Raw genomic sequence first — 22,124 nt, forward strand, 5'->3', positions numbered from 1 at the left:
TACCTGTATAATATTTCTTTGTCAATACAATGAATGAATTTCCTCTGCTATCCCGTGATATACCGGTAGGGATCGGTGTCATACCAAGCCTCCCGGTAGGGTTGGCGCGTGTTTTCCTTCAACCTTCGTTGGAAAGCCGGGTTCTCCATCAGCCGGGCCGCCCGTTGCGCCACTTCGAAGACACCCCGGTAACCCAAATAACTCTGGGGTGCGCTGAAGATCGGCAGCGTTGGGATGCCCAGCTTTGCCGCCCATAGATTGCTCCCACTGTGCCCCAGATAGAGATCCGGCTGGGCGCGACGCAAGAGATTCACCAGTTCAAAGGGTTGTGTCGTGGCCACATTGACCTCCATCTGCGGCTGCCCTTCTGTGGCCTTCAGGTATAAGTTGTCGCCAAACTCATCATAGTGGTGGGCGCGAAATCCGATGATTTCACAACCCAGTTCCTGCAGCAGCATGGCCGTGGCCGCCACGCGCATCTCGCCGCCGCTCAGGTAGACCCGTTTCCCGCGCAGGGTTTGCCGCAAGGGCGCCAAGGCCTCATCCAGTTCCCGCGTCTCCGCTTCGATCAGCCGTTGAACCTCTGCCTCTCGTTGCAAGGGCTTGGCGATGTCGAGCAGCCACTCATTGGTATTGCGGATGCCGATGGGCATGGTGTTGATCATATAGGGCATCCCATAGCGTTCCTCAAGGTGCTTTAAAAAGTAATCGTCATGGGTGGCGCAGATGCTCACGTTCAGCGCCGCTTCTGTCAACACCCCATAGCGCTCTGGATCGGCAAAGTTCGGATAATAGCGTACCTCCAACCCCAGTGCCCGCAGCAGCCGTGTCAATTCCACCTCATCGGGGTAACCGATGGAGTAGACGTTAAACAGATTGACCGTCCGCTCCTGGCGCTGCTTCCGCTGGGTCTCCTCCCGTAGAGCGCCAGCGGCTGATGCCGTAAACCCTTGGCCCGCTTTCCCCAACAGGTTCCTGGCGATGCCATGGTATACCACATCATAGGCCGTCGCCGAGATTTTCGTCTTAAAGCCCTCGCAGTGCAAGGGGATGATCGCAGCCATCACCTGGTTCTGCAACCGCTTCGCCACACTGTCGATGTCATCGCCGATGATCCCCGGCGCGCAACAGGAAACCACAAAAATCGCCTTCGGACGATGCCTCCGGTCGGCGAGGAGGATCGCTTCTTCCAGCTTCTGCTCTCCCCCGTTGATCACGTCATTCTCATCCAGGTTGGTGGAAAACCAGATCAGCGATTTCGGTTTTTCGCCGCGAATGCTGACGCCATTTCGGAAATGACCGTCCATGCCATGGCTGCTTCCGCCGCACCCGACCGGCGCGTGCATGATCGTCACCGTGTTCGGCACCGTTAGGATCATCGCCAAGGCCAGGCCCATCTGGCAGTTGCTCGTCTGGCTGAAGCTGCGATCGCGATTCACCAGACAGCCCTGACGGGAATCGTTGACAAGACCGCAGACCGTCCCGCCGTAGGCATGACAAACGCGCAGGCGTTCGTCACGCTTGGGCGGCACCTTTTCATCGATATAGCCCATCCCCATCACCTCCCCGCAGCAGCCACATTCAGCAGATCCTCCAGAAGGTGCAACCCGCCGCGATAGCCCGCATAGCCCCGGTGCAATACGACACGGTTCGTGATCGGGAAACTGACGCTCAGATGCTTCGCCCCGATGGTGGATGCCAGATCCCGCTCCAGGGAACTGCCCAGGACAAAAGCGGGACTCAAACGCCGGTGATATTTTGCTTCCTTATATATGGGCCAGTGGCGCGCAAGACGCTGGGGGATTTCGGTCGTATCTGTTTCGAAAAGCAGTTGCGGCGTTCGATGATACCGCAATGTGGCGAGGTTTTGGCGAAGCCTTTCCTGTTGCTCGGCAGGTAGGGGATCGGTGACAACAACGAATTCAGGCAGCCAGCCAAGATCTTCCGTAAGGAAACGGGTGAGGGGAATCGTCATCGTGGCGTTGCCAACAACCACCGCATGGTGTTGCTGATCCGTGTCGGTGTAGAAATCGGCCACCCGTTCGACAAAGTGATAATACTCCGCCTGTTCCTCACGAATCACCGTCGCGACGGTCTCCTCCGGCACGTTCAGCCGTCGTCCCACCTGCCGCAAAAAATCCGCCGTCGCCGTCGGGCCGATCGGCGTCTCCAAGGGCAGATAGGGCGTTCCATGTTCCGCTTGAAAAACCTCTGCCGCCTGCACCCCATACACCGGCGAAAGGACGATATTGGCTGCTGCGCGACCGGCATGACGCAGATCATCCAACCCTTCGTCGTGGGAGAAAAAGGTGGTCACCTGCAACCCCAACCGACGGAGCAACCGCTTCAACTCCAACAGATCGCCGCGCCAGAAGGGATCCTGCCCCGGCACGAGACCCCACAGGTTGATCCGGTTCATCTCTTTTTGCGGCGCTGGGAGCACCACATCCCGAAACAGCGTCTCCAAAACCAGGCCGTAGCCCCCATAGGCGTTTCCGTTGAACCCGCCCGTTTGGACGGCGATGACTGTGTCGCCGGCGGATTGAAATCGACGGGCCACACTGGCAATATCATCACCGATGATCTCGGTCATACATCCGCTCAGAATGGCGAAGAGTTTGGCGTCGATCACCTGCCGGGTCGTTTCGATCTGTTCAACAAGCCGCTCCTCTCCGCCAAAAAGGATCTCCCGTTCCGTCACATTGGAACTGGGGACCGCCAGGCCGCCGCAGTACCCGGCGCCCTGGTAACCGCTGCCTCCGTAGAGAGTGTTGAAGATGTTGCCGCCACAACCGGCCGAGGCGTGGATCACCGGCGCCGCGTCACGCAACGCCGTTATCGTCGCCACAGCCCCGCCCAGCGCGCAACTGGCTCGCGGTCGTTCAATGACTTGGGACATGACCCGCCCTCCTTCCGGGAGTACCGCGCCCGCCGCTGGCTCTCATTACATCCCCTTTGATTGAAACACGCTCTTTTTGCTCAGCTCCTTCGAGGCCAGAAGCCCGATTCGCTGTCGATAGAAAAAGCAGCGAACCACGCCGCCCTTGGCTTTGTTTTGCCGCAAGACCCTCTCCAGATAATGCAGAGACGGTCGGACATCGATGCCTGGTTTCTCCATCCTCATCATTCCTCCCTTGCGCTGCCTAGCCTTTGACAGAAGCGATAAAACGCCGGATATTCTCAAGCGGCGTATCGGGCGGGATATCGCAGCCCGGCATCAAAATAAAAGACGCGTCCTTTCCCACCTCAGCTAGGCAGCGCCGGGCCTGGTCTGCCACCGCTTCTTGGGTTCCGTCCTTGATCACATCGACAGGGTTCACATTGCCGGCAAAGGCGATTTTGTCGGCAACCGTTTCACGGACTCGTCTCAGGGGGACTTTATAGTCGACCGACAAGACGTCGACACCGGCAGACGGGATCAGGGACAAGCGATCGGTAATGTTGCCGCAGATATGCAGCAAGCCGGCCGCGCCCTGTTCATGGATCCACGTCATCAACCGGGTGATATAGGGCAAGGCAAAGGCCGTGAAGTGCTTTTTCGAGATCATGTCGCCCGATGCCGTCGGTTCGGCTACCGAGAGAATCTCCGCCCCGGCTTTCCGGTGTCCTTCCAGATAGGCCATCGCCATCGCTGTCGTGAATTCCAGCACCGCATGGGCCGCCGCCACATCTTTATACAAGCTGTACATGAACCGCTCGACGCCGTAGACAAGTCCGGCCAAGGTAAAGGGCCCCCAGATGCTGGACCCGACCAGCGTCCGATCACCGACCCGCCGGCGAACGCCCTCAGTCATTTTCCAGAGAGACTGGATAGCGTCGTCGCTTTCGATGCGGCTCAAATCGATCTTCTGTAGTTTTTCGGGCGTCTCATCACCGTTGACCAGCAGTTCGATCACGTCCGGCGTGCCTTTCGGGCGGTATTTGATCCGGCCCCCCACCGCCTGAATGACTAAATTGTGATAGCCTGAACCGGGCCAGACGATGTCCGATCGCACGACCTCATTGGTCTCGGCGATGATCTGGGCCACCTCGTCCGGTCGGTTGGCGGCTTCCTGGAGAGACAGCCCTCGCTGCCGCAATGTCCAGGCGCCTCCCGACAAGAGCGCAACGGCAGGGCGCAAGGCAGGCTCGCGCCGGATCGTGGAAAGAACCATCTCCTTATCGGTTCCCATCGTGAATCCACCTGTTCCCTTCACATTGAAACTCCTTGTTTGCACCGGCATGCATCTGTTCGACAGTGCTGCCATGACGCTCCTGACAATCCTGATCGTTCAGACCGTCCTTGCAATCTTGACAATCCTGACAGTCTACATCATCGTAAAGCGCCCTTTTGATTCGCCTATGCGCTGGCGCTCACCGTAGTGGTGTAGATCTTCTCCAACAGCGTCAAGGCGCCGCGGTACCCCACATAGGACCGGGACAGGACCACCTCATAGGAGGCAGGAAAACCGACTTCGACGATGGCGCCTTTTAGCTCTTTGACCAAATCCCGTTCCCAGGTGGTTCCGAAAATGATTGGGGGCTTATGACCAAAATAAGTTTGACGGATCAACTGGTGGATGCGCCAACTGTCTTCTTCAAACTCAACCTCCACCGACACATCATCGGCGATGGTCCGGAATTGCTCGCGGATCCCTTCACGAAACCGCTCGGGCGGATTCTCCGTGATGATCAGCTTGCCGGGAATGACGCCCAGTTGATTGACGAGAAACTTTGTCAAAGCGAGGTTGTAGGCGCTGTCGCCGATGACGGCGAATTGGGCTGGCAGGCCCCACCAGTACTCGGCATAAAAATCGGAGAAATCCTCGAGGTAGCGATAATAGGTGTTCTCCTCTTTTTGGATGAACTGCTCGGCTTTTTCCCGATCAAGCCCGGCAAACTCGACGACCTGGCGCAAAAAAGCGCTCGTTTGTTTCGCGCCGATCGGGATGACCGGCACGTGCAGGTAGGGCTGCCCGTATTTTTCTTGCAGGTGTTCCGCCGTCTCCAGGCCAAGCCAAGGGGACAGGACCAGATTGAACTGGGCTCTCGGGATCCCTTTCCACTCGGCGACACCGCGAGACTCGTGCCCAAAGAGGATATTGACCTGTAATCCCACGCCTTCAAGAATCCGTTTCATCTCGGCCAGATCGCCGCGCCAGAAGGTGTTGTGGAAAGGAAGAAGTGACCAGACGTTGACGACGCCGGAGTCCCGCGGTCCTTCGTCGTCGCCCACAAACTGGTCGATAATCGCCCGCGTCACCAGCTCGTGTCCCGTAAAGTTGTTTCCTTTAAAACCGCCCGTCTCGGCATAGACGATCGGCACACCGCGAAGTTGAAACTCCTTCACCACCGAGCCCACGTCATCGCCGACCAGGTCGGAGATGCAGCCGGTCAGGACCACGAAGAGGTCGGCCTCCAGCACCTCCAAGGAGGCCGCAATCAGTTCTCGCAACCGCTCCATGCCGCCGAAGACCACCTCTTTTTCGGTGGCATTCGTGCTGGGCACGACAGCGCCGCCGCCATAACCGCCCCCCTGAAATCCGTTGTAAAAGGCGACGTTCATGAACTGCTTGTCGGCGCAGCCGGGGCCGCAGTGGGTGATCGGGATCACCCGAGGAATCGCGCAGGCGCTATGCAGGGCAGCGATGGAGCAGGCATAGCGGATCTGCTGAATGGAATTGGTCTTTTGCGTCTTCCCGATGACAGCCTCCTGGGATTGCCGCAACCCTTCACCATGTGACATGCCACATTTCCTCCTACCCTTTGATCATCGGCCGTTTGTTTGCGGGCCTGTGAAAAACCACCCTTTGATGGCCGACATTTTTTCTATGTATTGCACTGTTCAATCATAAGAGCCTTTCGCTTCGGCCTGTCGCTTTCTCGCCAGGATGAAGGGGTCGCTCTGGCGCAACCAGGCCTGTTTATAGGGCAGTTGCGTATGGGCCGCCAGGTCATCGTGAAACTTCTTGCGCGCCAGTATCTCCAGGATCGTTTCGCCGAGGTTCAACATTCCCTGATAGCCCAGGGCATGGTGCTCGTCGCCGAGCGGCGCGGCGGGGATGCCCAGCCGTGAGGCCAGCGGCGCCAGTCCATTGTGCCGGATGAGGATGAAATCGGGCTTTACGCGTTGGAGCAGGCCGTAAAACTGGTACTGCTGGCGATTGCTCACGCTGAAATGGGGCACATCGCCATAGTGGTCAACGAGATGGGATAGGGAGTCTTGTCGGGGGTCTTGGCTGTCGTAGACAGGGTCGTGGTGAAAAACAAGCGATCCGTCCACCTCGACGCCGAGTTCCCTTAAGACGGCGATCAGCCCGTGGGCGTAGGCGGAACCGGTGGCCACATACCCCTTCTTCCCTTTCAGCCGTTGGCGCAATTCCTCCAGGCGAGGCTTCACGCGGGCATGCTCCTTGGCGATGTAGGCTTCCGCCTGGGCTTCCCGTCCGGTGACGCGCGCCAGTTCCCGGATCCAGGCATCGGTGCCGGCAAAACCGTAGGGCTGGGGCGCCTTGATCTCAGGCACGCCGAAAGCCTGCTCCAAGGCTGTGGCCAGGTAGGACGCGAGGGTGTGGCAGAAGCCGACTGTCGCCGCCGCCTCCGAAAGCTGGGCCAACTCTTCGACTGTGGCCAGATCGACGACATAGTTGACGCGCAGCCCCAACTCCTTGAGCATGGGGGTGAAAACGTCAGTGCCCCAGAGGCAGATGACGTTGACCAGATCCTCTTGTTTTTGCGGGTTTTTGCGGACGATCTGCCGCACGATCCCATGCTGGGTGGCGTCAAAGCCGGTGCTCCAGTGCTTGGAACGAAAGCCTTCGCAATGAAGCGGGATCACCGGGATCGCCAGTTCCTCCTCGAGCCGGCTGGCGACGCTGTCCACATCATCGCCGATGATACCGGTGGCGCAGGAGGTGCCGATAAAAATCGCCTTCGGCCGGTGGCGCTCCCAGGCATCGCGGATCGATTGCTCCAGTTTCTCAACGCCGCCGAAAACCATGTCAGACTCCTGCAGGTTTGTGCAGATCAGGCGCAGGTTTTCTACGGGGAGTTTGCGCATAGCCAGCCCGTTGCGGTAGATGGAATTATAGATCACCTGACCGGCGCCGCAGCCGATGGGCGCATGCTGGATCAGCACGGCGTCGCGGACGTTGCCGGCCTGGCATTCGACCATCTGCTCACTGCAAACGGAACCTTGAGTGAAGGGGCCCTGAAGTTCACAGACCCTGCGCGCCTTTTCTCCGCAACCGGCGCCACAGGCGCCTCGCGCATAGGCCGATTCCGCGGAGAGTTCCGAGGCGGCGCCATCCCAGGCGATGATCGTGCCCAGTCGCTGTTCCCGATTCTCGACTACCGGTGTGTTCAGGTTGAGTTTCACCGTGTTTCCTCCTTTGACCAAACAAATCACCGAATCCAATCACGCCCCGGTAGATAAACGAAAAGGCCGAGGGATACGCGCCCCATCGGCGGTATACCTCGGCCTCCAGTCTATCTAGACAGCCATTGCTCTATCTCAACATTGTCAGGTGTATATCTCGAATTTTACGAACCCTGCCATCAGATGTCAACCATATTTTTTCCTTCTTTCGACCGCCGAGGTCGCTTCCCCTGTCCCTTGTCCCCTGTTAGCGATATTCGCGTCCCACGGGATTTCTGTCAACGACTATCGGAGTAATCGCGCCACTTCCGCCAACAGTTGCTCCTTCTTCACAGGCTTGCGCAAAAAGGCGGCGCACCCCGCTTGGCGGACACCGGCTTCTTGGTCCTCCAGGACGGAAGCCGTCACGACGACGACCGGAATGGTAGACAATTCCTCATCGTTTTTCAGGATCTGCATCACCGTAAATCCGTCCATTACAGGCATCTTCATGTCGAGGATGATGGCGGCAGGCCGGTGTCTTTCTGCCAGTTCGATGACTTCCCTGCCGTCGGTCGCCTCAATGAATCGAATGCCGTGGGGTTCAAGGTACTCCCGCACCAGTTTGCGATTTGTCACTTCATCATCGGCGACCAGCACCAGGGAGTCGGTAAAATGAACATCCGATCGCGCGGGCCTCGCTCTCGCCACAGCGGGTCCTGCCGCATCGACCCTTTCCACATCGCGCAGTGTCACCCGGAAGGCGCTCCCTCGGCCCACTTCGCTCGTCAGGGCGATCTCGCCGTTCATCATCTCGACGAGGCGCCGGGTGATCGTCAGCCCCAAACCGGTGCCGCCATAGCGAGCGTCCTGACCCTTTTGCTGGACAAAGGCCTCAAAGATCGCTTGCTTCTGCCCTTCGGGGATGCCGATGCCGGTGTCTTCAACGGTGACGGCCAGATCGAAGACGCCTGTTTTCCTGTCGCCGACGGGACAGGCGGTTACCTTGATCGAACCCCGTTGGGTGAATTTGACGGCATTGCCGATCAGGTTGAAGAGAATCTGGCGCAGGCGAACCTCATCGAGCAATAGTCGCGCTGGGAGCGCCGGATCGATTTCAATGATGAATTCCAGCCCCTTTTTCTCCACCTGAGTGGCAAAGGCCCGTCGCATCTCCTGAACCAGTTCCCACACATGAACGGGGCGCCGCTGGATCTCCAATTTTCCCGCTTCGATTTTCGATAGATCGAGGATATCGTTGATGATGCGCAGCAAGGTCTCACCGTTGGAGGAGATGTATTCCAGGTACCGCTGCCCCTGTTCATCGATCACATGGTCGTTCAGCAACTCGGAAAAACCGAGGATGGCGTTCATGGGGGTGCGGATTTCGTGGCTCATGTTGGCGAGGAACTCCGACTTGGCCTTGACGGCGAGGTCTTTTTTCTCGTTCGCCGCTTCCAACTCCACATTCTTTTTCCTCAATTCCCGGGTCCGTTCGGCCACCTTCTGTTCCAATTGGGAGAAAAGCTCCCCCAGTTGCCGCGCCATGGCGGTGAACGACTGCCCCAGTTTGCCGACCTCATCATCCCGTTCGATGGCCGGCGTATACGCCCAGTTTCCCCGTCCATACTCACCGGCGGCGATATTCAGTTCCCGGATCGGCCGGATCACCCAATGGGAGGTCCCTACCCCCACCAGGATCGCCACCAGCAGGGCGATGCCGATAAGTAGGTAGGTGGTCCGCGTGTTTGCCTGGATATAGCCCATAAAGTCTTTTTCCGGCACAACGACAACGATCCGCCAGTCCAGGCCGTATTCACGGAAGGGGAGCACCTGGGCGAAGAGGCGCTCCCCTTCCTGCTCGAAAGCGACCTGTTGGCGCCCTTGAATCTCATGGAGACTTCCAAAACGGTTCTCCAAGTAACGGGCTGCCCCCCGGATCATCGGGGAATCGGCGTCGACAGCAGGGATGCGCTCCATCTGGCCGTCCTTGAGCGAGTAGATCTTCTCCATGCCCGAGGAAGCGACCAGTTTGCCCGATGGGCAGACGATGAAGGTCTGACCTGTTTGTCCCACTTGAAGGCCGTGTAGAAATTGATTCAATCCGGTCAGTATATAGTCGACGCCGAGGACGCCGATAAGCTCGCCAGAGGGCTTGTACAGGGGATGGACAGCGGTGATCGCCAGGTCCTGAAAGACAAAATGGCGATAGATCTCGCTCCAGCCGGGCTGACCGGTTTTTTCACCCGTTATATACCAGGGTCGTTTGCGGGGGTCAAAGTTGCGGAAGACCTCCTGCAACTCCCCGGCTTCCCCATTCGGTTTGACGGAAAAATAGTGGGAGTTATGATCCGTGGCGTCACTGGCCAAGACCAGTTGGATGTCCCCGGCGAGATTGCGCCGGGCGCCCATGAATTCCCCCTGCGGGGTGCCGATGAAGTTCATGGCAATCTGGGGAAAGGCCTGCTGCTGCCGGGAAAAGTAACGCTCCCGCGAGGTCTTGTCCTGAATGTCCAGCAACCCCGTATCGATGGCGTTGGCATTGATGCGGTTGACGAGCAGGGGGATCTCCATGTGCCGCTTCAGGTGCTCGTCGATTCGATCAGCGATCTCAGTTCGCAATTGGTCGGTCATATCTTCGACAGCCCGCTCGCTGCTGTTGACCGATAGCCAGGCCACCAAACCCACAGCCAGGAGCAGTTGGAGCACAAAGGGGACGATGAATACGGCACGCAGCGGGACTTTTCGCAGCATGGGCAAATCCTCCTCATCGAATCCATGTCCTTGTGTCATTCGGCTGTCGAAAACGTCGCACTGCTTCAACTCACTCATCCTGAGGCCGGCCGGAGCCCGTCACGATGATCACACCGGCAAGAAAGACGAAAACTGCATACAATCCTATAGGGGCTCATCGGAATGCTGTGAAAAAACCCCCTCCGACGAGGGGGTTTTTTATTGTCTATATTGATTATAAATGAATGCATTCATATCCACAATCGCAACCGCACAATCTCTACTCACGCTTTGCCTCTACCCGTTGCCCAGGGATAAGACCAAGGAAAATTTGACAAAATGAAAAAACGGAAAGAACAAAATCCTTCTTGAAATTGAAAATCATTTTCAGTTACAATGGCGGTAACAACCACTTGTCGGATCACGATCATCATCGCTTTATAGGAGGGATTGGACATGGGACCATCTTATGGCCTCTGGAAAGACAGCCTGGCGGAAAAAGACGAACGCCAGGCTCGGTTTGAAAAATGGCTCTTTGTCAACCTCTCCAGGGTGCTCTTCGCTGGTAAGACCGGCGAGTTCATCCGCTTTCAGGAACCCTTCTTCGGCAAAGACATCGCCTCAACGCTGAAGGATGCGCGGCGCCTCGCCCACGACTGGGGTGTGGAGATGTTTTTGCTCAAACGCTGCGAAAAATGCGCCTGGGTGCTCTTTTACCGGGAGGCGCAAGTGAGGGCCTCGCTAAAACGCTTTGGCCGCCTGCGCCAATACCGCGACCGGCGTCTCCCCTGGCCCGTCGATGCGCGTCAGTTCCTCTTTCATTTGAAGGAGCGGTGGTGCAAAGGCGGCAAACTTCCCCACGAGATCGGTCTCGCCCTCGGTTACCCCCTCAAGGATGTGCTCGGCTACCTCGGCCTGTCTCCCCTGCCGAAAAATCATGTCTGTGAGTGGTGCATCTACGGAAATGTGGCGCCTTCGCTGCGGCTGAAAGAGCGTTTCGACTGGGCGAATCATCTCGCCCTGACCTTCCTGGAGGCCGACCGGATGGAACTAATCCGCGATGAGGCGCGACGGGTTCCGGCGTAAGTGAGAAAAGACCCCGGCGGTGTCCATACCGCACGGGGTCTTTCTTCTTTAGCACTGCTATTCGATAGCGTTAAAATTCGATTCTCTGGGGCGCTTAGGCGCCTTCTACCGCCTTTTCCCTGCCCTTCTTGGTAAACAACCCTTTCCATCCGCCATTCGACAACTTATCCTTCCAGCGATGCATGGCGATAAAGATGATCGGGATGATGACCAAGGTGAAAAAGGTGGACGTGAGGAGGCCGCCGATGAGCACCCAGGCCATGCCGATCCGGTTTTCAGCGCCTTCCTCAAGAGCCAGCGCCGTCGGCAGCATGCCAAAGACCATGGTCATGGTCGTCATGACGATGGGACGCAAGCGCGTCTTGGCTGCCTCGATGACCGCGTCGCGGGCATTGTAGCCTCGCCCCATGAGGGTCAGGGAATAGTCAAGCAGCAAGGTGCCGTTTTTGGCGACCAGGCCGTCCATCATGATGACGCCCATCATGGAGAAGAGGTTCAGGCTGTTGTGGGTCAGGGCCAGGGCCGCCACAGCGCCGATAAAGCCGAGGGGCAGCGAGAACATGCGGATAAAGGGCGTCAAGAAGGATTCATAGAGCACGACGAGCACCATGTAAACCAGAACCAGCGATAAGCCCAAGGCGCTGATCATCTGGCTGAAGGTGTCGTTCATGTTCTGGGTCTGACCGGCCAGGTTGATCGAGTAGAGGGGATCGAAGTTTTTCGCCTTGATTTTCTGTTGAACTTCCGAAGTAAACTCGGCCAAGGACCGGTCGTTCAGGTTGCAGGAGATGGTGATCGCCCGCTGTTTGTCGACCCGCCGGATCGAGCGCGGTCCAGTCCCTTCTTTGAAATCGACCAGGTTGCCCAAGGGGATGTTCTGACCGCTGACAGAGACGGGAATCGTCTTCAGGTCTTGGGGACTCATCTTGTCTCCGTCTTTGAAACGGACATTGATGTCGATATCATCGCCGTTTTGGCGGAATACGCCCGCCTTTGAGCTGTTGACACCGGTCTGCACGACGGTGGCGATATCGTTCAGGGATGCGCCATAGTGTTTGACCTGTTCGCGGTTGATGACCGTTTGAATCTCCGGTTGCCCCAGTCGCCAGCTGCTGTTCACGTCTTTGGCGCCGGGCGTGTTGCGGAGGATGTCCATCACATCTTCAGAGATAGCCAGCAGTTTCTCCTGGTCTGATCCCAGGATCTCGATCTGCACATTCCCGCTCGGGCCGCCGCGACCGCCGCCGCCAGGCAAACCGGCGATAGAGGCCGTCGATTCGCTCACTCGAACGATGCCAGGGGCGAAATTCTTTTTACTCCAGTCGCGCACCGTGTCGGCAATTTCCCAGACGGTGCGTTTGCGCAGCTTCTTGTTGGTCAGCGCCACTGACACAGAGCCCTGGTTGGAACTGACGCGGGCCTGGACGTTGCTCATCTCGGGTATGTTCAGGCAGAACTGCTCCACTTTTTTCGTCTCTTTGTCGACCTGTTCGTAAGGGGTGCCGACAGGCAACTCAACGGTGACGCTGAAGCTGCCTTCATCTGTCTTGGGCAGGAACTCAGCGCCGACGATCTGCAAGGGGATCAGGCTCATGACAGCGAGAAAGAGCGCCAGCGCGCCGGCCAAAACCTTTTTGGGATGATTGAGGCACCAGTGGAGAATGACCTCGTAGAAACTTTTGAATCGCCCGCCAAAGCGGTCGAACCGGTCGAAGAAGCGATGGGGCTTCTCCTCAAATCCCTTTTTATAGAGCCGGGAAGAGAGCATCGGCGTCACCGTAAAGGAGACAAAGAGGGAAAAGAGGGTCGCAAAGACGATGGTCATGCCGAACTGCCGGAAGAACTGGCCCACCATGCCCTGCATGAAGGCGATGGGGAGAAAGACGACGACGTCGCAGAGGGTGATGGCGATGGCCGCCATGCCGATCTCTTTTCGCCCTTCGGCGGCAGCCGTTTTGGCCTCTTTCCCCATGGACAAATGCCGATGGATGTTCTCCAAGACGACGATCGAGTCATCGACGAGGATACCGATACAGAGCGCCATCCCCATGAGGGACATCATGTTGAAGGAGAAGCCGGCCACATACATGACGAAGATGACGGCGATAAGCGAGGTCGGAATCGCGATGAGGACGGTCATCATCGAGCGCCACTCTTTCAAGAAAAAGAGCAGGGCGAAGGAGGTGGTGAGAATCCCTTCAAAGATGCTCAGTTGGGTGTTGTTGAGCGCTTTTTGCACATAGTCGGAGGCGTCGTTGGCGATGTAGAGGTTGACGCCGGGCAGGTCCTTGCGCAGTTTCGTGATTTCTGCATTGAGGGCCTTGCCCACATCGACGACGCTGGCATCGCTCTGCTTGAAGATTTCAATGCCCACCGACTCTTCGCCGTTGAGCCGTTCGGTGTTGCGGACGGTTTGGATCTGTTCTTTGACGGTGGCGAGTGTTTTTAGAGGGATGATTCCGCCGTCCCCAGTCGAAATGGGTAGATTCTCAATCTCTTTGATGCTCTGGTACTCGCCCATCAGCCGCAGGTCATAATCTTTCTGCCGGAACAATTTACCGGCCGGCTTGTTGGCGTTCTCCGCCTTGATTTTATTCACGATGGAATTCAAAGACACGTTGTAGGCAGAGAGCTTTTTCGGGTCCACTTCGACGGCGACTTCTTTCTGCCTGCCGCCGTAGATGTTGATCTCCGAGACGCCCTGCACGCGTTCCAGGCGCTGCCGGATCATGTCATCGGCCAGCTTATAGGCGTCCACCTTGGACAAGCCCTCGCTGCTGAGGCGCAAGGTCATGATCGATTGGGCATTAATATCGCGCTTGATGACGACTGGGGTATCCGCTTCGTCCGGAAGCCTGCCCTTGACGGCATCCACTTTTTTGGTGACATCCATGACGGCCTGGTCGGGATCGGCCGACAGGTCAAACTCCAAGATGACGAACCCGGAGCCCTCGTTCGCCATCGCCGATAGTTTCTTCAGCTTCGATACGGAGGAGACAGCCTCTTCCAAGGGTTCAACGACCTGTTTCTCCACGTCCTCGGCCGCAGCGCCGGGATAGCTCACCTGCACCGTCACATAGGGTGTATTCATCGCCGGCAGCAGATCGACGCCGATCCGGTTGAAGCTGTAGAGCCCCAGCACCACAAAGAAGAGGACGATCATGCTGATGCCGGCCGGTCGCTTGATGGAAAAATCCGTTATGTTCATGCATACCCCATCCTACCGTTTTCAGATGTGAGGCTCCTTCGCGCTACTGTTTTTGACCCTGCGCGTCAGGAGACTGTCCAGCCGGTTTTTGTTGGGACTGGGTCTGCTCGCCGTTTGTGTTGGCGTCCGGCTTTCCGCCGTCTTTCCCGGCCTTATCCTGTCCGGCTGCGTTTTGACCGGAACCGCCCTGGCCCGCGCCGCCTTGACCGGACTTGCTCCGTTCTTCGCTCACGGGCATGCCATCACGCAACGCCTGGAGGCCGCTGGTGATGACTTTTTCTCCATCGGCCACACCATCGGTAATCTGGGTGATCCCTTCGTCGACTCGGCCAAGGGTCACTTTGCGTTCAACGGCCTTATCCCCATCGAGTATGTAAAGAACCTTTTGTCCTTTCCTCTCCACGACGGCGTCGGAGGGAACAGTGAGGACATTCTCGAGCTTCTGGGTCGTCACATGGATCTCTGCGTACATGCCCGCTTTCAGCAGGTCGTCGGTGTTCTCCACGTTCACCCAGACGGGATAGGTCTTCGCCTTGGCGTCAGCCGCCGGGCTGATCTTGGCGACCTTGCCCTTGAAGGGTTTGGTCGACGCCGAGGGCACCGAGACATCGACATCCATGCCCAGTTTGAACTGGTTGATGTCGCCTTCGCTGACGGCGGCGTTGATCTGAACCGTCTGCATGTTGATGACGACAAAAGGCGCTGTGCCGGTGGAAACGGATTCGCCGGCATTGACATTCTTGGTGGCGATGACGCCGGAAATGGGCGAAAGAACGCGGCTGTTCTCCAAATCCACCTCGTTTTGCCGGATGGTGGCCCGGTTTTGCTCTACACTGGCCTGTGATGCGGCGACAGAGGCGACGTTCATGTCATAGTCTTTTTTGATCCCGTCGTAATTCATCTGGGCTGAATCGTATGCAGACTGAGCAATCGCGCCGGAGTCGAGCAGCATCTTCTGCCGGTCCAGGGTCCGCTTGGCGTCGTCCAACTGGAGTTGGCTCTTTTCCACCTGCATCTTGGACCGTTCCAAGTTGGCCTGGCTGGCGGCCAGGGCCGCTTTGGCGGCGTCGATTTTCGCCAGGATGTCATTGTTCTCCATTTGAATCAGCGTCGCTCCGGCGCTGACGCGCTGGCCCACATCGGCATAGACGCCCGCTGCCTTTCCGGAGGACTTGGGAACCACATTGACAGTTTCGCTCGGCTCGATTTTCCCGCTCAAGGTCAAGGTGTTCGTCAAGGTCGCCCGCTTCACCGCAGCGGTCTTTACCGATGTCACCGCTCCGGCCGCCGAGGTCGCCGGGGCATCCGTCTTCCCGCACGCCGATGTCAAAACCATCGTGGTCAAGCATACGGCGAGAACAACGTTTCGTGTCCGCAAGTTCTTCACCCCAAGTAATAATCTCTTCTCGATTATACATCTGAGATATCAAGAGCGTAATAAGATGGGAAAATTAAATGCAAAAGTTAAAGGAAAATAACATTTCAGGAAGGTTAGTTTAGACAAACAACAAGGTTCGCGTCTGTATTCCTCAAAAAATTCAATAAGGTCATCATGAAAAAGGGAAAAGCGACCGTGGGCGGGAATCCCCGCCCTCTGGTCGCATCATCATAGTCGATTGTCCCTTCGTATCGCTCGAAGGTTCTTATTTGTTTCGCGAATGACCGCCAAAACCTTTGTGGCTTAGCATGTTGTCGATCCGCTTTTCCAGATTGGCTTTGAATTGGTCTGCTTTTTCCGCCGTCAGCTTGCCGTCGGCGACGGCTTTGTCAATGTTGGCATTGGCCGTTTCCAGCAGTTTGGCTTTCAGGTCTTCCTTGGCGACACCTTTGGCCTGGGCGATCTCTTCCAGCGATTTGCCGGCTTTCAGTTCTGCTTTCAGTTCATCTTGGGTCATCTGCAACACATCGGCGACCTGTTGGAAGGGGTTTACACCGCCGGGCGCGTGGAAGCCCCCTTTGCCTTTGTCACCCCGTTTCATGTCGACGAAGGTCTCTATGTGTTGCTTCATCGTTTCTTTCAGTTGAGCGGCCTTTTCCGCTGTAAGCTTGCCGTTGCTGACGGCTTCGTCCAGGCGGGCTTGGGCGCCTTCGACCGTCTTCGCGACGAGATCCGCTTTGGCGACGCCTTTCGTTTGGGCGATTTCCGCCAAGGACTTACCGGATTTCAGTTCTGTCTTCAATTCGTCTTGAGTCATCTGCAACAAGTCAGCGATCTTCTGTAAGTTCGGGCCGCCGAAGCCGTGGAAACCGGCTTTGCCCATGTCGCCAAACTTTTGGCCGGCCTTGTCTCCAAAATTGCCGGTGTGTTTTTTGTCCACGGCGGCTTCAATGTGTTGCTTCATTATTTCTTTTTTCTGGGCAGCCTCTTCTGCGGTGAGCTTGCCGTTGCTGACGGCTTCATCCAGCCGGGTTTGGGCAGCGGCAACCATCTTAGCGATCAGGTCTTCTTTGGCGATGCCTTTGGCTTGCGCGATTTCTGCCAGCGATTTTCCGCTTTGCAGTTCCGCTTTTAAGGTCGCCTCGTCGATGCAGATAATCTTGGCAACGCCTTCAAAGCCTCTGGCGAAGTCGTTTCCTTTGAAGCCGCCCCGGTGATCCCTGCCGAACTTCTGAAAAATCGAGGGCTTACTGGTGTCGCTGCTTGTTGTCGCGTCAGTGGCGGCATAGGCGATCACGCCGCTGCACAGGAGCGCTCCCGCCACGCTGGTGGCCACCAGGGTCTTTTTCCAGGATCGATACATTGAAACGCCATCTCCTTTGTCCGGTTGTTTTGGCTGACGCCATTGATGCAAAGGGGGAGGGCATGGGTCATGTCATCCCGCCGCCTTCCCGTTGCGGGAAGGTCTTTCTTGGTTCCATTTCCTTTGACACCTTTACTTTACCAAGCAAAGCTGAAATTCGACTGAAAGAGGGGATGCCCTTTTGCGAATACCTTAGTCCGCTCCATGCTCATCTCCATGCCTCCGGTTTGGCCGCAAATCTTCTTTTTGATAGGCCTTTTCTTCGCCATAATGGAATCGGCCTGCCTGATTGATTCGATCGGTATCTTGCTGAAACGGCTCCGCTTGCTCCTCGCTAACGTTTCGGGTGGTTTCGCGCCGGAAACGGTTTCGATCGGTTCGCTTCTCCCCATGGCCCCCGTGACATTTCACGCAGTTCTCGATCCGCCCATAATCGGAGGTGTGATGTTCCCGGAGCATCTCGCTCTGGCTGTGGCAGGACGCGCAGCTATAGCTTTTGTAGTCTCCGCCCTGGTGACACTCGGCGCAAGCAACCTTGTGGTCGCCAACGAGAGGAAAGTATTTCCCATGATCAAAGGAAGCCGGTTTCCATGCCTCCACCTTATGGCAGGCAGCGCAGTCTTTCCCAAAGGCGTCGTGACCCTTTGGCCCCTGGTGACATTCGGCGCACCGCTGATTGATGTTGGGTAGGTCGTGGTCAAAGCGGGCGCTAAAGGCGGCTGCGGCGCCCTGATGCGCTCGGTGGCAGGTGGTGCAGTCCTCGTTCTTTTTGACCTCATGATAATTCAGCAAATCACTGCTCATCTGCCGAGTCTTCATTTCTCGACTGTGGCACTCGGCGGCAGCGCAACTTTCGGAGGTCACCTTTGACCATGGTTGGTGACAGTCGGCGCAACCTTGCACGACCTCTTCATGCGCTCGAGATAGGTGACCTGGGGCGTAAAAGGATTCCGGCAGCATATGTTCCTGCATGGAAAATGCAATGGCGCTGACGGCGATGATCGCAAAGGAGAGAAGGATCACTTTTTTGATTCCAGCAGTCATGTCATCCTCCCTCACCAACCGCGGTAGTAAGCAGCGGAAATGATGTGCAGGGTTAAGGCGAGTGTCAGGGTGATGTTTAAGGGAAAATGAACCCGCCGCCAGCCGGAGAGCAAATTCTCGCCAGAAATCGCCCAAGCAAGATACTCATCGGCCTCTTCCACGCTTTTTCCCGCTTCCAAGAGTAATCGCCTTTTGGCCGCCAGTTTCTGCTTAAGATAAAAGTGGAAGAAATAGCCGACCTGCCCGCTGATCATGACGACCATGAAGACAGCAAAGGTCAGCCAAGGCACGAAGGCATGGGTTCTGCCACCGATATGGAGGCAAATTAAAAAATTCCCTAGCACAGTTAGACTGACATGCATCTTCAACCAAAAGGCGAGACGACCGGGGAACGACCGAAACCGTTTTTTGATCGAATAGCCCATCGACAGGATCACCATCACCGTTCCCACGATGCCAATCCAGTAAAGGGCATCAAGCCAGTGATTTCGATACAACTGAGCGCCAAGCAGGTAGCCCGACCACCAGAGAATGAGAAATCCCACTCCAGACCAAATCGTCCGCCAGATCAACCCGGTAATCAACCGCTCGCCCCCCTCCATCCTTTGTTTCCACACTTTACCTTGGGAAAATGAAATTGCGCTGAAAACAAAACCGCCCACTGCACTCTTCCAACAAGATGGGCAGTGGACGGTTGCTTTATGACGTTGGATACCTCTGATGGACCCAACTGTTTTTGCACGCTTACGTTGACACTGACGCTGCGCCGCCGCGCTGCTCTTTGACCGGTATGGCGACAATAAAGCTACTCCCCCGCCCCATCCCGCCGCTTTCCACCCGGATCGCGCCGCCATGAGCTTCGACGATCCAGCGGGCGATGCTGAGACCGAGGCCCACGCCGCCGGCCTGGCGGGATCGCCCTTTATCGGCCCGGTAAAAGCGATCGAAGATACGCTGCTGGTCTTCCGGCGAGATGCCGATGCCCGTGTCGGTCACCTTGATTTGCAAGGCATCGCCGTGAACACCGCCTGATCGCGCCAGCGAGAGGGCGATGGCGCCGCCCTCGAGTGTGTATTTGACCGCGTTATCCAACAAGATGCAGAGCAGTTGGGTCATGCGCTCCCGGTCGGCAAAGACAGGCAGGCTCTCGGGCGCGTCCATCTCCATCGTCAACCCTTGTGCATTGGCGCGATGCTGGAATGTGCGAAAGGCCTGCTCCGCCACAGGGCGCAGATCGAAGGACGCCCGTTGCAGTTCCAGTTTCCCCGAATCGGCCCGCGCCAGGGTGAGCAGGTCGCCGACAAGACGGGTCATGCGACCGACCTCGTCTTTCATGTCAGCCAGAACCTGACGAGAAAAATCAGACAGGTTGCGTTCATCGTCCGCCTCGATCACCTCGATGGAGGACTGCAGGATGCTCAAGGGAGTGCGCAGTTCATGGGAGGCGTCGGCGACAAACTCGCGCTGACGCTGGAAGGAATGGATGATCGGCACCATCGCTCGTCCGGACATGTAATACCCAGCGCCGGCGGCCAGGAGTAGGGAAAAACTCGAGATCATACCAAGCACAAAGAGCAACCGGTACAACACGTGGCGCGAGTTGCTCACATCCATGCCGGCATAGACGATGCCGGTCAGACGGCCGTGATCCAGCACCGGCTGGGCGCCCAACATGATGTACAATTCATCGCCATCTTCATCAGAAAGCCGGGCGTCTTTCGTCTCAAATGCCGAGGGTTTCCACTGTTGAACCGCTTCCAGAATCTGCGGATGCAAGCTGGGGTATTCGTCTATGGCGCGAAGCACAGCGCCTGTTTCATCGACCATGAGCAAGAAGACCATCCGGTTGACGCCGTGCTTGGCCCCGTCGTCTCTGCCTCTGCCCTTGCCGTCGTCATCGTCGTCGTCATCGTCACTCGCCCGATCTTTTTCCCCCTCCGCGTCTTCATGAAGCTGCGCATATCGTCGATCACGTCTGCCGTCGACGAACGCTTCGTTGGATCCACGCGGACGGGCCGCCCGTCGCTTCGTCTCAAGCAACTGTTGATCGGCCATTTTGGACAGCATCATTTTCATGTCTTGCCGCTCTTCCTTCTGCAGGATGGAATGGAGCAGTCCGTAAGTGATTCCGGTGAAAGCCACCAAGATGATGACCATCAGGGCCACATAGGCCAGAGTGAGACGCGCGCGGATCCGGGTAAACACGGCTATTCCTCCAGTGTGTATCCGACGCCCCGGACGTTATGGAGCAACTTGGCGGCGCCGGGAGGTTCGATTTTTTTGCGCAACAACCGGATATAGGCGTCGAGGGTGTTGTCGGTCACATCGGCGTCAAATCCCCAGACCCGCTCCATGATCATCTCGCGGGGGAGAACCTGTCCTTTGTTTTGCACGAGCAGATCGAGCAGGGCGAACTCGCGGCTGGTGAGGGTGATCTCCTCGCCGCCGCGTGTGACGGAATGGCGATTGCGGTTCAAGACGAGGTCTGCCACCTGGACGACCTCTTCCTGTAAAGGAACCTTCCCGCGCCGGGAGAGCGCCCGCAGGCGGGCCATCAACTCGGCCGAGGCGAAGGGTTTCACCAGGTAATCGTCGGCGCCGGCGTCAAGGCCCTGGACGCGATCCTCCACGGCGTCCTTGGCCGTCAACATGAGGATGGGGCACTGGCACCCCTCCTGGCGCAGTTGCCGGCAGACGATCACGCCATCCATGGCCGGCATCATCCAATCGAGGATGAGCAGATCATAATGGGTGGACTGGGCGTAGTGATAAGCGTCGTCGCCGCGCTGCACCCAGTCGACGTCATGCCCTTCCCGTTTCAACATATGGTCGATCAGTTTCCCCAGCCGCTGGTCATCTTCGGCCAGCAAAATGCGCAATGGGATCACCTCGTCACACTTTATCGGTAGACCGCTGTCGCCGTTATTGGTTGCTGTGACCATCTTCCGCTGATCGGGCCTATCTTCCCCACTCCACCATAGAACGCAACAATGAAAATCGGCTGAAAGCAGAAGGGAAAATATTTCGCTGTACGAGCGTATGCAAAAAGACGCGCCACCCGTTGATTACAATATCAGGAAAATGTTATGATAAGACTGCTATTTTAGTTGCATCACTAAAAGGGTGGGAGGTTGCCCATGGCAATCTGTTCGTTAGAAGAGGCAAAGCCCCTCATTATTTCTACAATCCAAAAAAATTTGTCACCTGTGGCGGTTGTGTTATTTGGCTCGGCGGCAAAAGACAGGCTCCGTCCAGACAGCGACATCGATATCGCCATTTTAACGGGCGATCCTGTGGAGGAAATCGTCCTTTACCGCCTCAGTCAAGCCCTCTCCCACTCCCTGAATCGCGATGTCGACCTTATCGACTTATCGGCGGCTTCGACCGTCTTTCAGGCACAGATTTTATCGACAGGCCAGGTTATCTACTGTCGTGACCGCGATCGATTGCTTGCCTTTCATGCGTTGACGCTAAAAAAATACGCCCGGCTGAACGAAGAGCGCCACTGCATCTTCGCAGCGGAAAGGGAGAGGATCCGCGCCCATGAGTCCTGATGTGGCCTGGAATAAACGCGAAAGCATTGAACGCTGCTGGCGGCGCGTTCAAGAAGAATATGCCCAAAACCCTGATAACCTGAGCAACTACACCAAACAGGACGCCATCGTGCTCAATATCCAACGCATGTGTGAAATCGCCATCGACTTGGCTGCTCATGTGATCGCCATGCGCGGGTGGGGCCTTCCCCAAAATAGCCGTGAGATGTTCGAGATCCTTCACCAACAGGGTATCATTGATGGGACGCTAGTAAAAGCCTTGAAAGGGATGGTCGGGTTTCGAAACATCGCTGTCCATGAGTATCAGCGGTTAAACCTGACGATACTGCAACAGATCATCGAAGGGGATCTTGAAGATATTCGCCGTTTTGGTCGAATGATCGTTAAGTATGTTGAAAAGGGCTGACGATGGCGATGCTGTT

General features: G+C 56.9%; 17 protein-coding genes. 3 read left to right on the top strand and 14 right to left on the bottom strand.

Annotated features, from left to right (window positions below):
- Positions 1–47: 47 nt before the first annotated feature.
- The 7 genes from GTO89_RS02290 to GTO89_RS02320 all read right to left on the bottom strand — a co-directional run bounded on the left by GTO89_RS02290 (position 48) and on the right by GTO89_RS02320 (position 10,090).
- Positions 48–1,553, bottom strand: a complete 1,506-nt coding sequence (locus GTO89_RS02290; protein WP_161260457.1) for a nitrogenase component 1 — start codon at positions 1,551–1,553, stop codon at positions 48–50.
- 5 nt (positions 1,554–1,558) lie between these two features.
- Positions 1,559–2,899 carry a nitrogenase component 1 gene (locus GTO89_RS02295; RefSeq protein WP_161260458.1) on the bottom strand — a complete coding sequence of 447 codons (1,341 nt, stop codon included), beginning with the start codon at positions 2,897–2,899 and terminating at the stop codon, positions 1,559–1,561.
- Positions 2,900–2,944: 45 nt separating this feature from the next.
- Positions 2,945–3,118, bottom strand: a complete 174-nt coding sequence (locus GTO89_RS02300) for a hypothetical protein (protein WP_161260459.1) — start codon at positions 3,116–3,118, stop codon at positions 2,945–2,947.
- Between the two features lie 25 nt (positions 3,119–3,143).
- On the bottom strand, positions 3,144–4,172 hold the full coding sequence (locus GTO89_RS02305) for a uroporphyrinogen decarboxylase family protein (protein ID WP_161260460.1): 1,029 nt from the start codon (positions 4,170–4,172) through the stop codon (positions 3,144–3,146).
- A 167-nt stretch (positions 4,173–4,339) separates the two neighbouring features.
- Positions 4,340–5,725, bottom strand: coding sequence for a nitrogenase component 1 (locus GTO89_RS02310; protein ID WP_161260461.1), 1,386 nt, complete (start codon positions 5,723–5,725; stop codon positions 4,340–4,342).
- A gap of 99 nt (positions 5,726–5,824) precedes the next feature.
- Positions 5,825–7,357, bottom strand: coding sequence for a nitrogenase component 1 (locus tag GTO89_RS02315; protein ID WP_161260462.1), 1,533 nt, complete (start codon positions 7,355–7,357; stop codon positions 5,825–5,827).
- A gap of 285 nt (positions 7,358–7,642) precedes the next feature.
- Positions 7,643–10,090, bottom strand: coding sequence for a hybrid sensor histidine kinase/response regulator (locus GTO89_RS02320; RefSeq protein WP_161260463.1), 2,448 nt, complete (start codon positions 10,088–10,090; stop codon positions 7,643–7,645).
- A gap of 435 nt (positions 10,091–10,525) precedes the next feature.
- Between GTO89_RS02320 and GTO89_RS02325 the strand changes: the two genes are divergently transcribed.
- Positions 10,526–11,155, top strand: coding sequence for a DUF3793 family protein (locus GTO89_RS02325; RefSeq protein ID WP_161260464.1), 630 nt, complete (start codon positions 10,526–10,528; stop codon positions 11,153–11,155).
- 94 nt (positions 11,156–11,249) lie between these two features.
- Here GTO89_RS02325 and GTO89_RS02330 read toward each other — a convergent pair whose 3' ends face one another.
- The 7 genes from GTO89_RS02330 to GTO89_RS02360 all read right to left on the bottom strand — a co-directional run bounded on the left by GTO89_RS02330 (position 11,250) and on the right by GTO89_RS02360 (position 21,036).
- Entirely contained in the window at positions 11,250–14,363 is a 3,114-nt protein-coding gene (locus tag GTO89_RS02330; RefSeq protein WP_161260465.1) for an efflux RND transporter permease subunit, read from the bottom strand.
- Positions 14,364–14,406: 43 nt separating this feature from the next.
- Positions 14,407–15,741 (bottom strand): efflux RND transporter periplasmic adaptor subunit, encoded by a 1,335-nt coding sequence (locus GTO89_RS02335; protein ID WP_161260466.1) that lies wholly within the window; start codon positions 15,739–15,741, stop codon positions 14,407–14,409.
- Between the two features lie 265 nt (positions 15,742–16,006).
- Positions 16,007–17,104 carry a DUF2680 domain-containing protein gene (locus GTO89_RS02340; RefSeq protein ID WP_161260467.1) on the bottom strand — a complete coding sequence of 366 codons (1,098 nt, stop codon included), beginning with the start codon at positions 17,102–17,104 and terminating at the stop codon, positions 16,007–16,009.
- 192 nt (positions 17,105–17,296) lie between these two features.
- Positions 17,297–18,148, bottom strand: a complete 852-nt coding sequence (locus GTO89_RS02345) for a cytochrome c3 family protein (protein ID WP_161260468.1) — start codon at positions 18,146–18,148, stop codon at positions 17,297–17,299.
- An 11-nt stretch (positions 18,149–18,159) separates the two neighbouring features.
- On the bottom strand, positions 18,160–18,810 hold the full coding sequence (locus tag GTO89_RS02350; protein WP_161260469.1) for a hypothetical protein: 651 nt from the start codon (positions 18,808–18,810) through the stop codon (positions 18,160–18,162).
- Between the two features lie 82 nt (positions 18,811–18,892).
- Positions 18,893–20,353 carry a sensor histidine kinase gene (locus GTO89_RS17755; protein ID WP_161260470.1) on the bottom strand — a complete coding sequence of 487 codons (1,461 nt, stop codon included), beginning with the start codon at positions 20,351–20,353 and terminating at the stop codon, positions 18,893–18,895.
- A gap of 2 nt (positions 20,354–20,355) precedes the next feature.
- Positions 20,356–21,036, bottom strand: coding sequence for a response regulator transcription factor (locus tag GTO89_RS02360; RefSeq protein WP_328793854.1), 681 nt, complete (start codon positions 21,034–21,036; stop codon positions 20,356–20,358).
- Between the two features lie 249 nt (positions 21,037–21,285).
- On the opposite strand from GTO89_RS02360, the gene mntA reads away from it, so the two are divergent.
- Both mntA and hepT read left to right on the top strand, forming a co-directional pair.
- Positions 21,286–21,702, top strand: coding sequence for a type VII toxin-antitoxin system MntA family adenylyltransferase antitoxin (mntA, locus tag GTO89_RS02365; protein WP_161260472.1), 417 nt, complete (start codon positions 21,286–21,288; stop codon positions 21,700–21,702).
- The gene (hepT, locus tag GTO89_RS02370) at positions 21,692–22,108 is read left to right on the top strand and encodes a type VII toxin-antitoxin system HepT family RNase toxin (protein WP_161260473.1); all 417 of its coding nucleotides are present in this window, start codon (positions 21,692–21,694) and stop codon (positions 22,106–22,108) included. Before mntA ends, hepT begins: the two co-directional genes overlap by 11 nt.
- Positions 22,109–22,124: the final 16 nt, after the last annotated feature.

Source organism: Heliomicrobium gestii (assembly GCF_009877435.1).
Lineage (GTDB): Bacteria > Bacillota > Desulfitobacteriia > Heliobacteriales > Heliobacteriaceae > Heliomicrobium > Heliomicrobium gestii.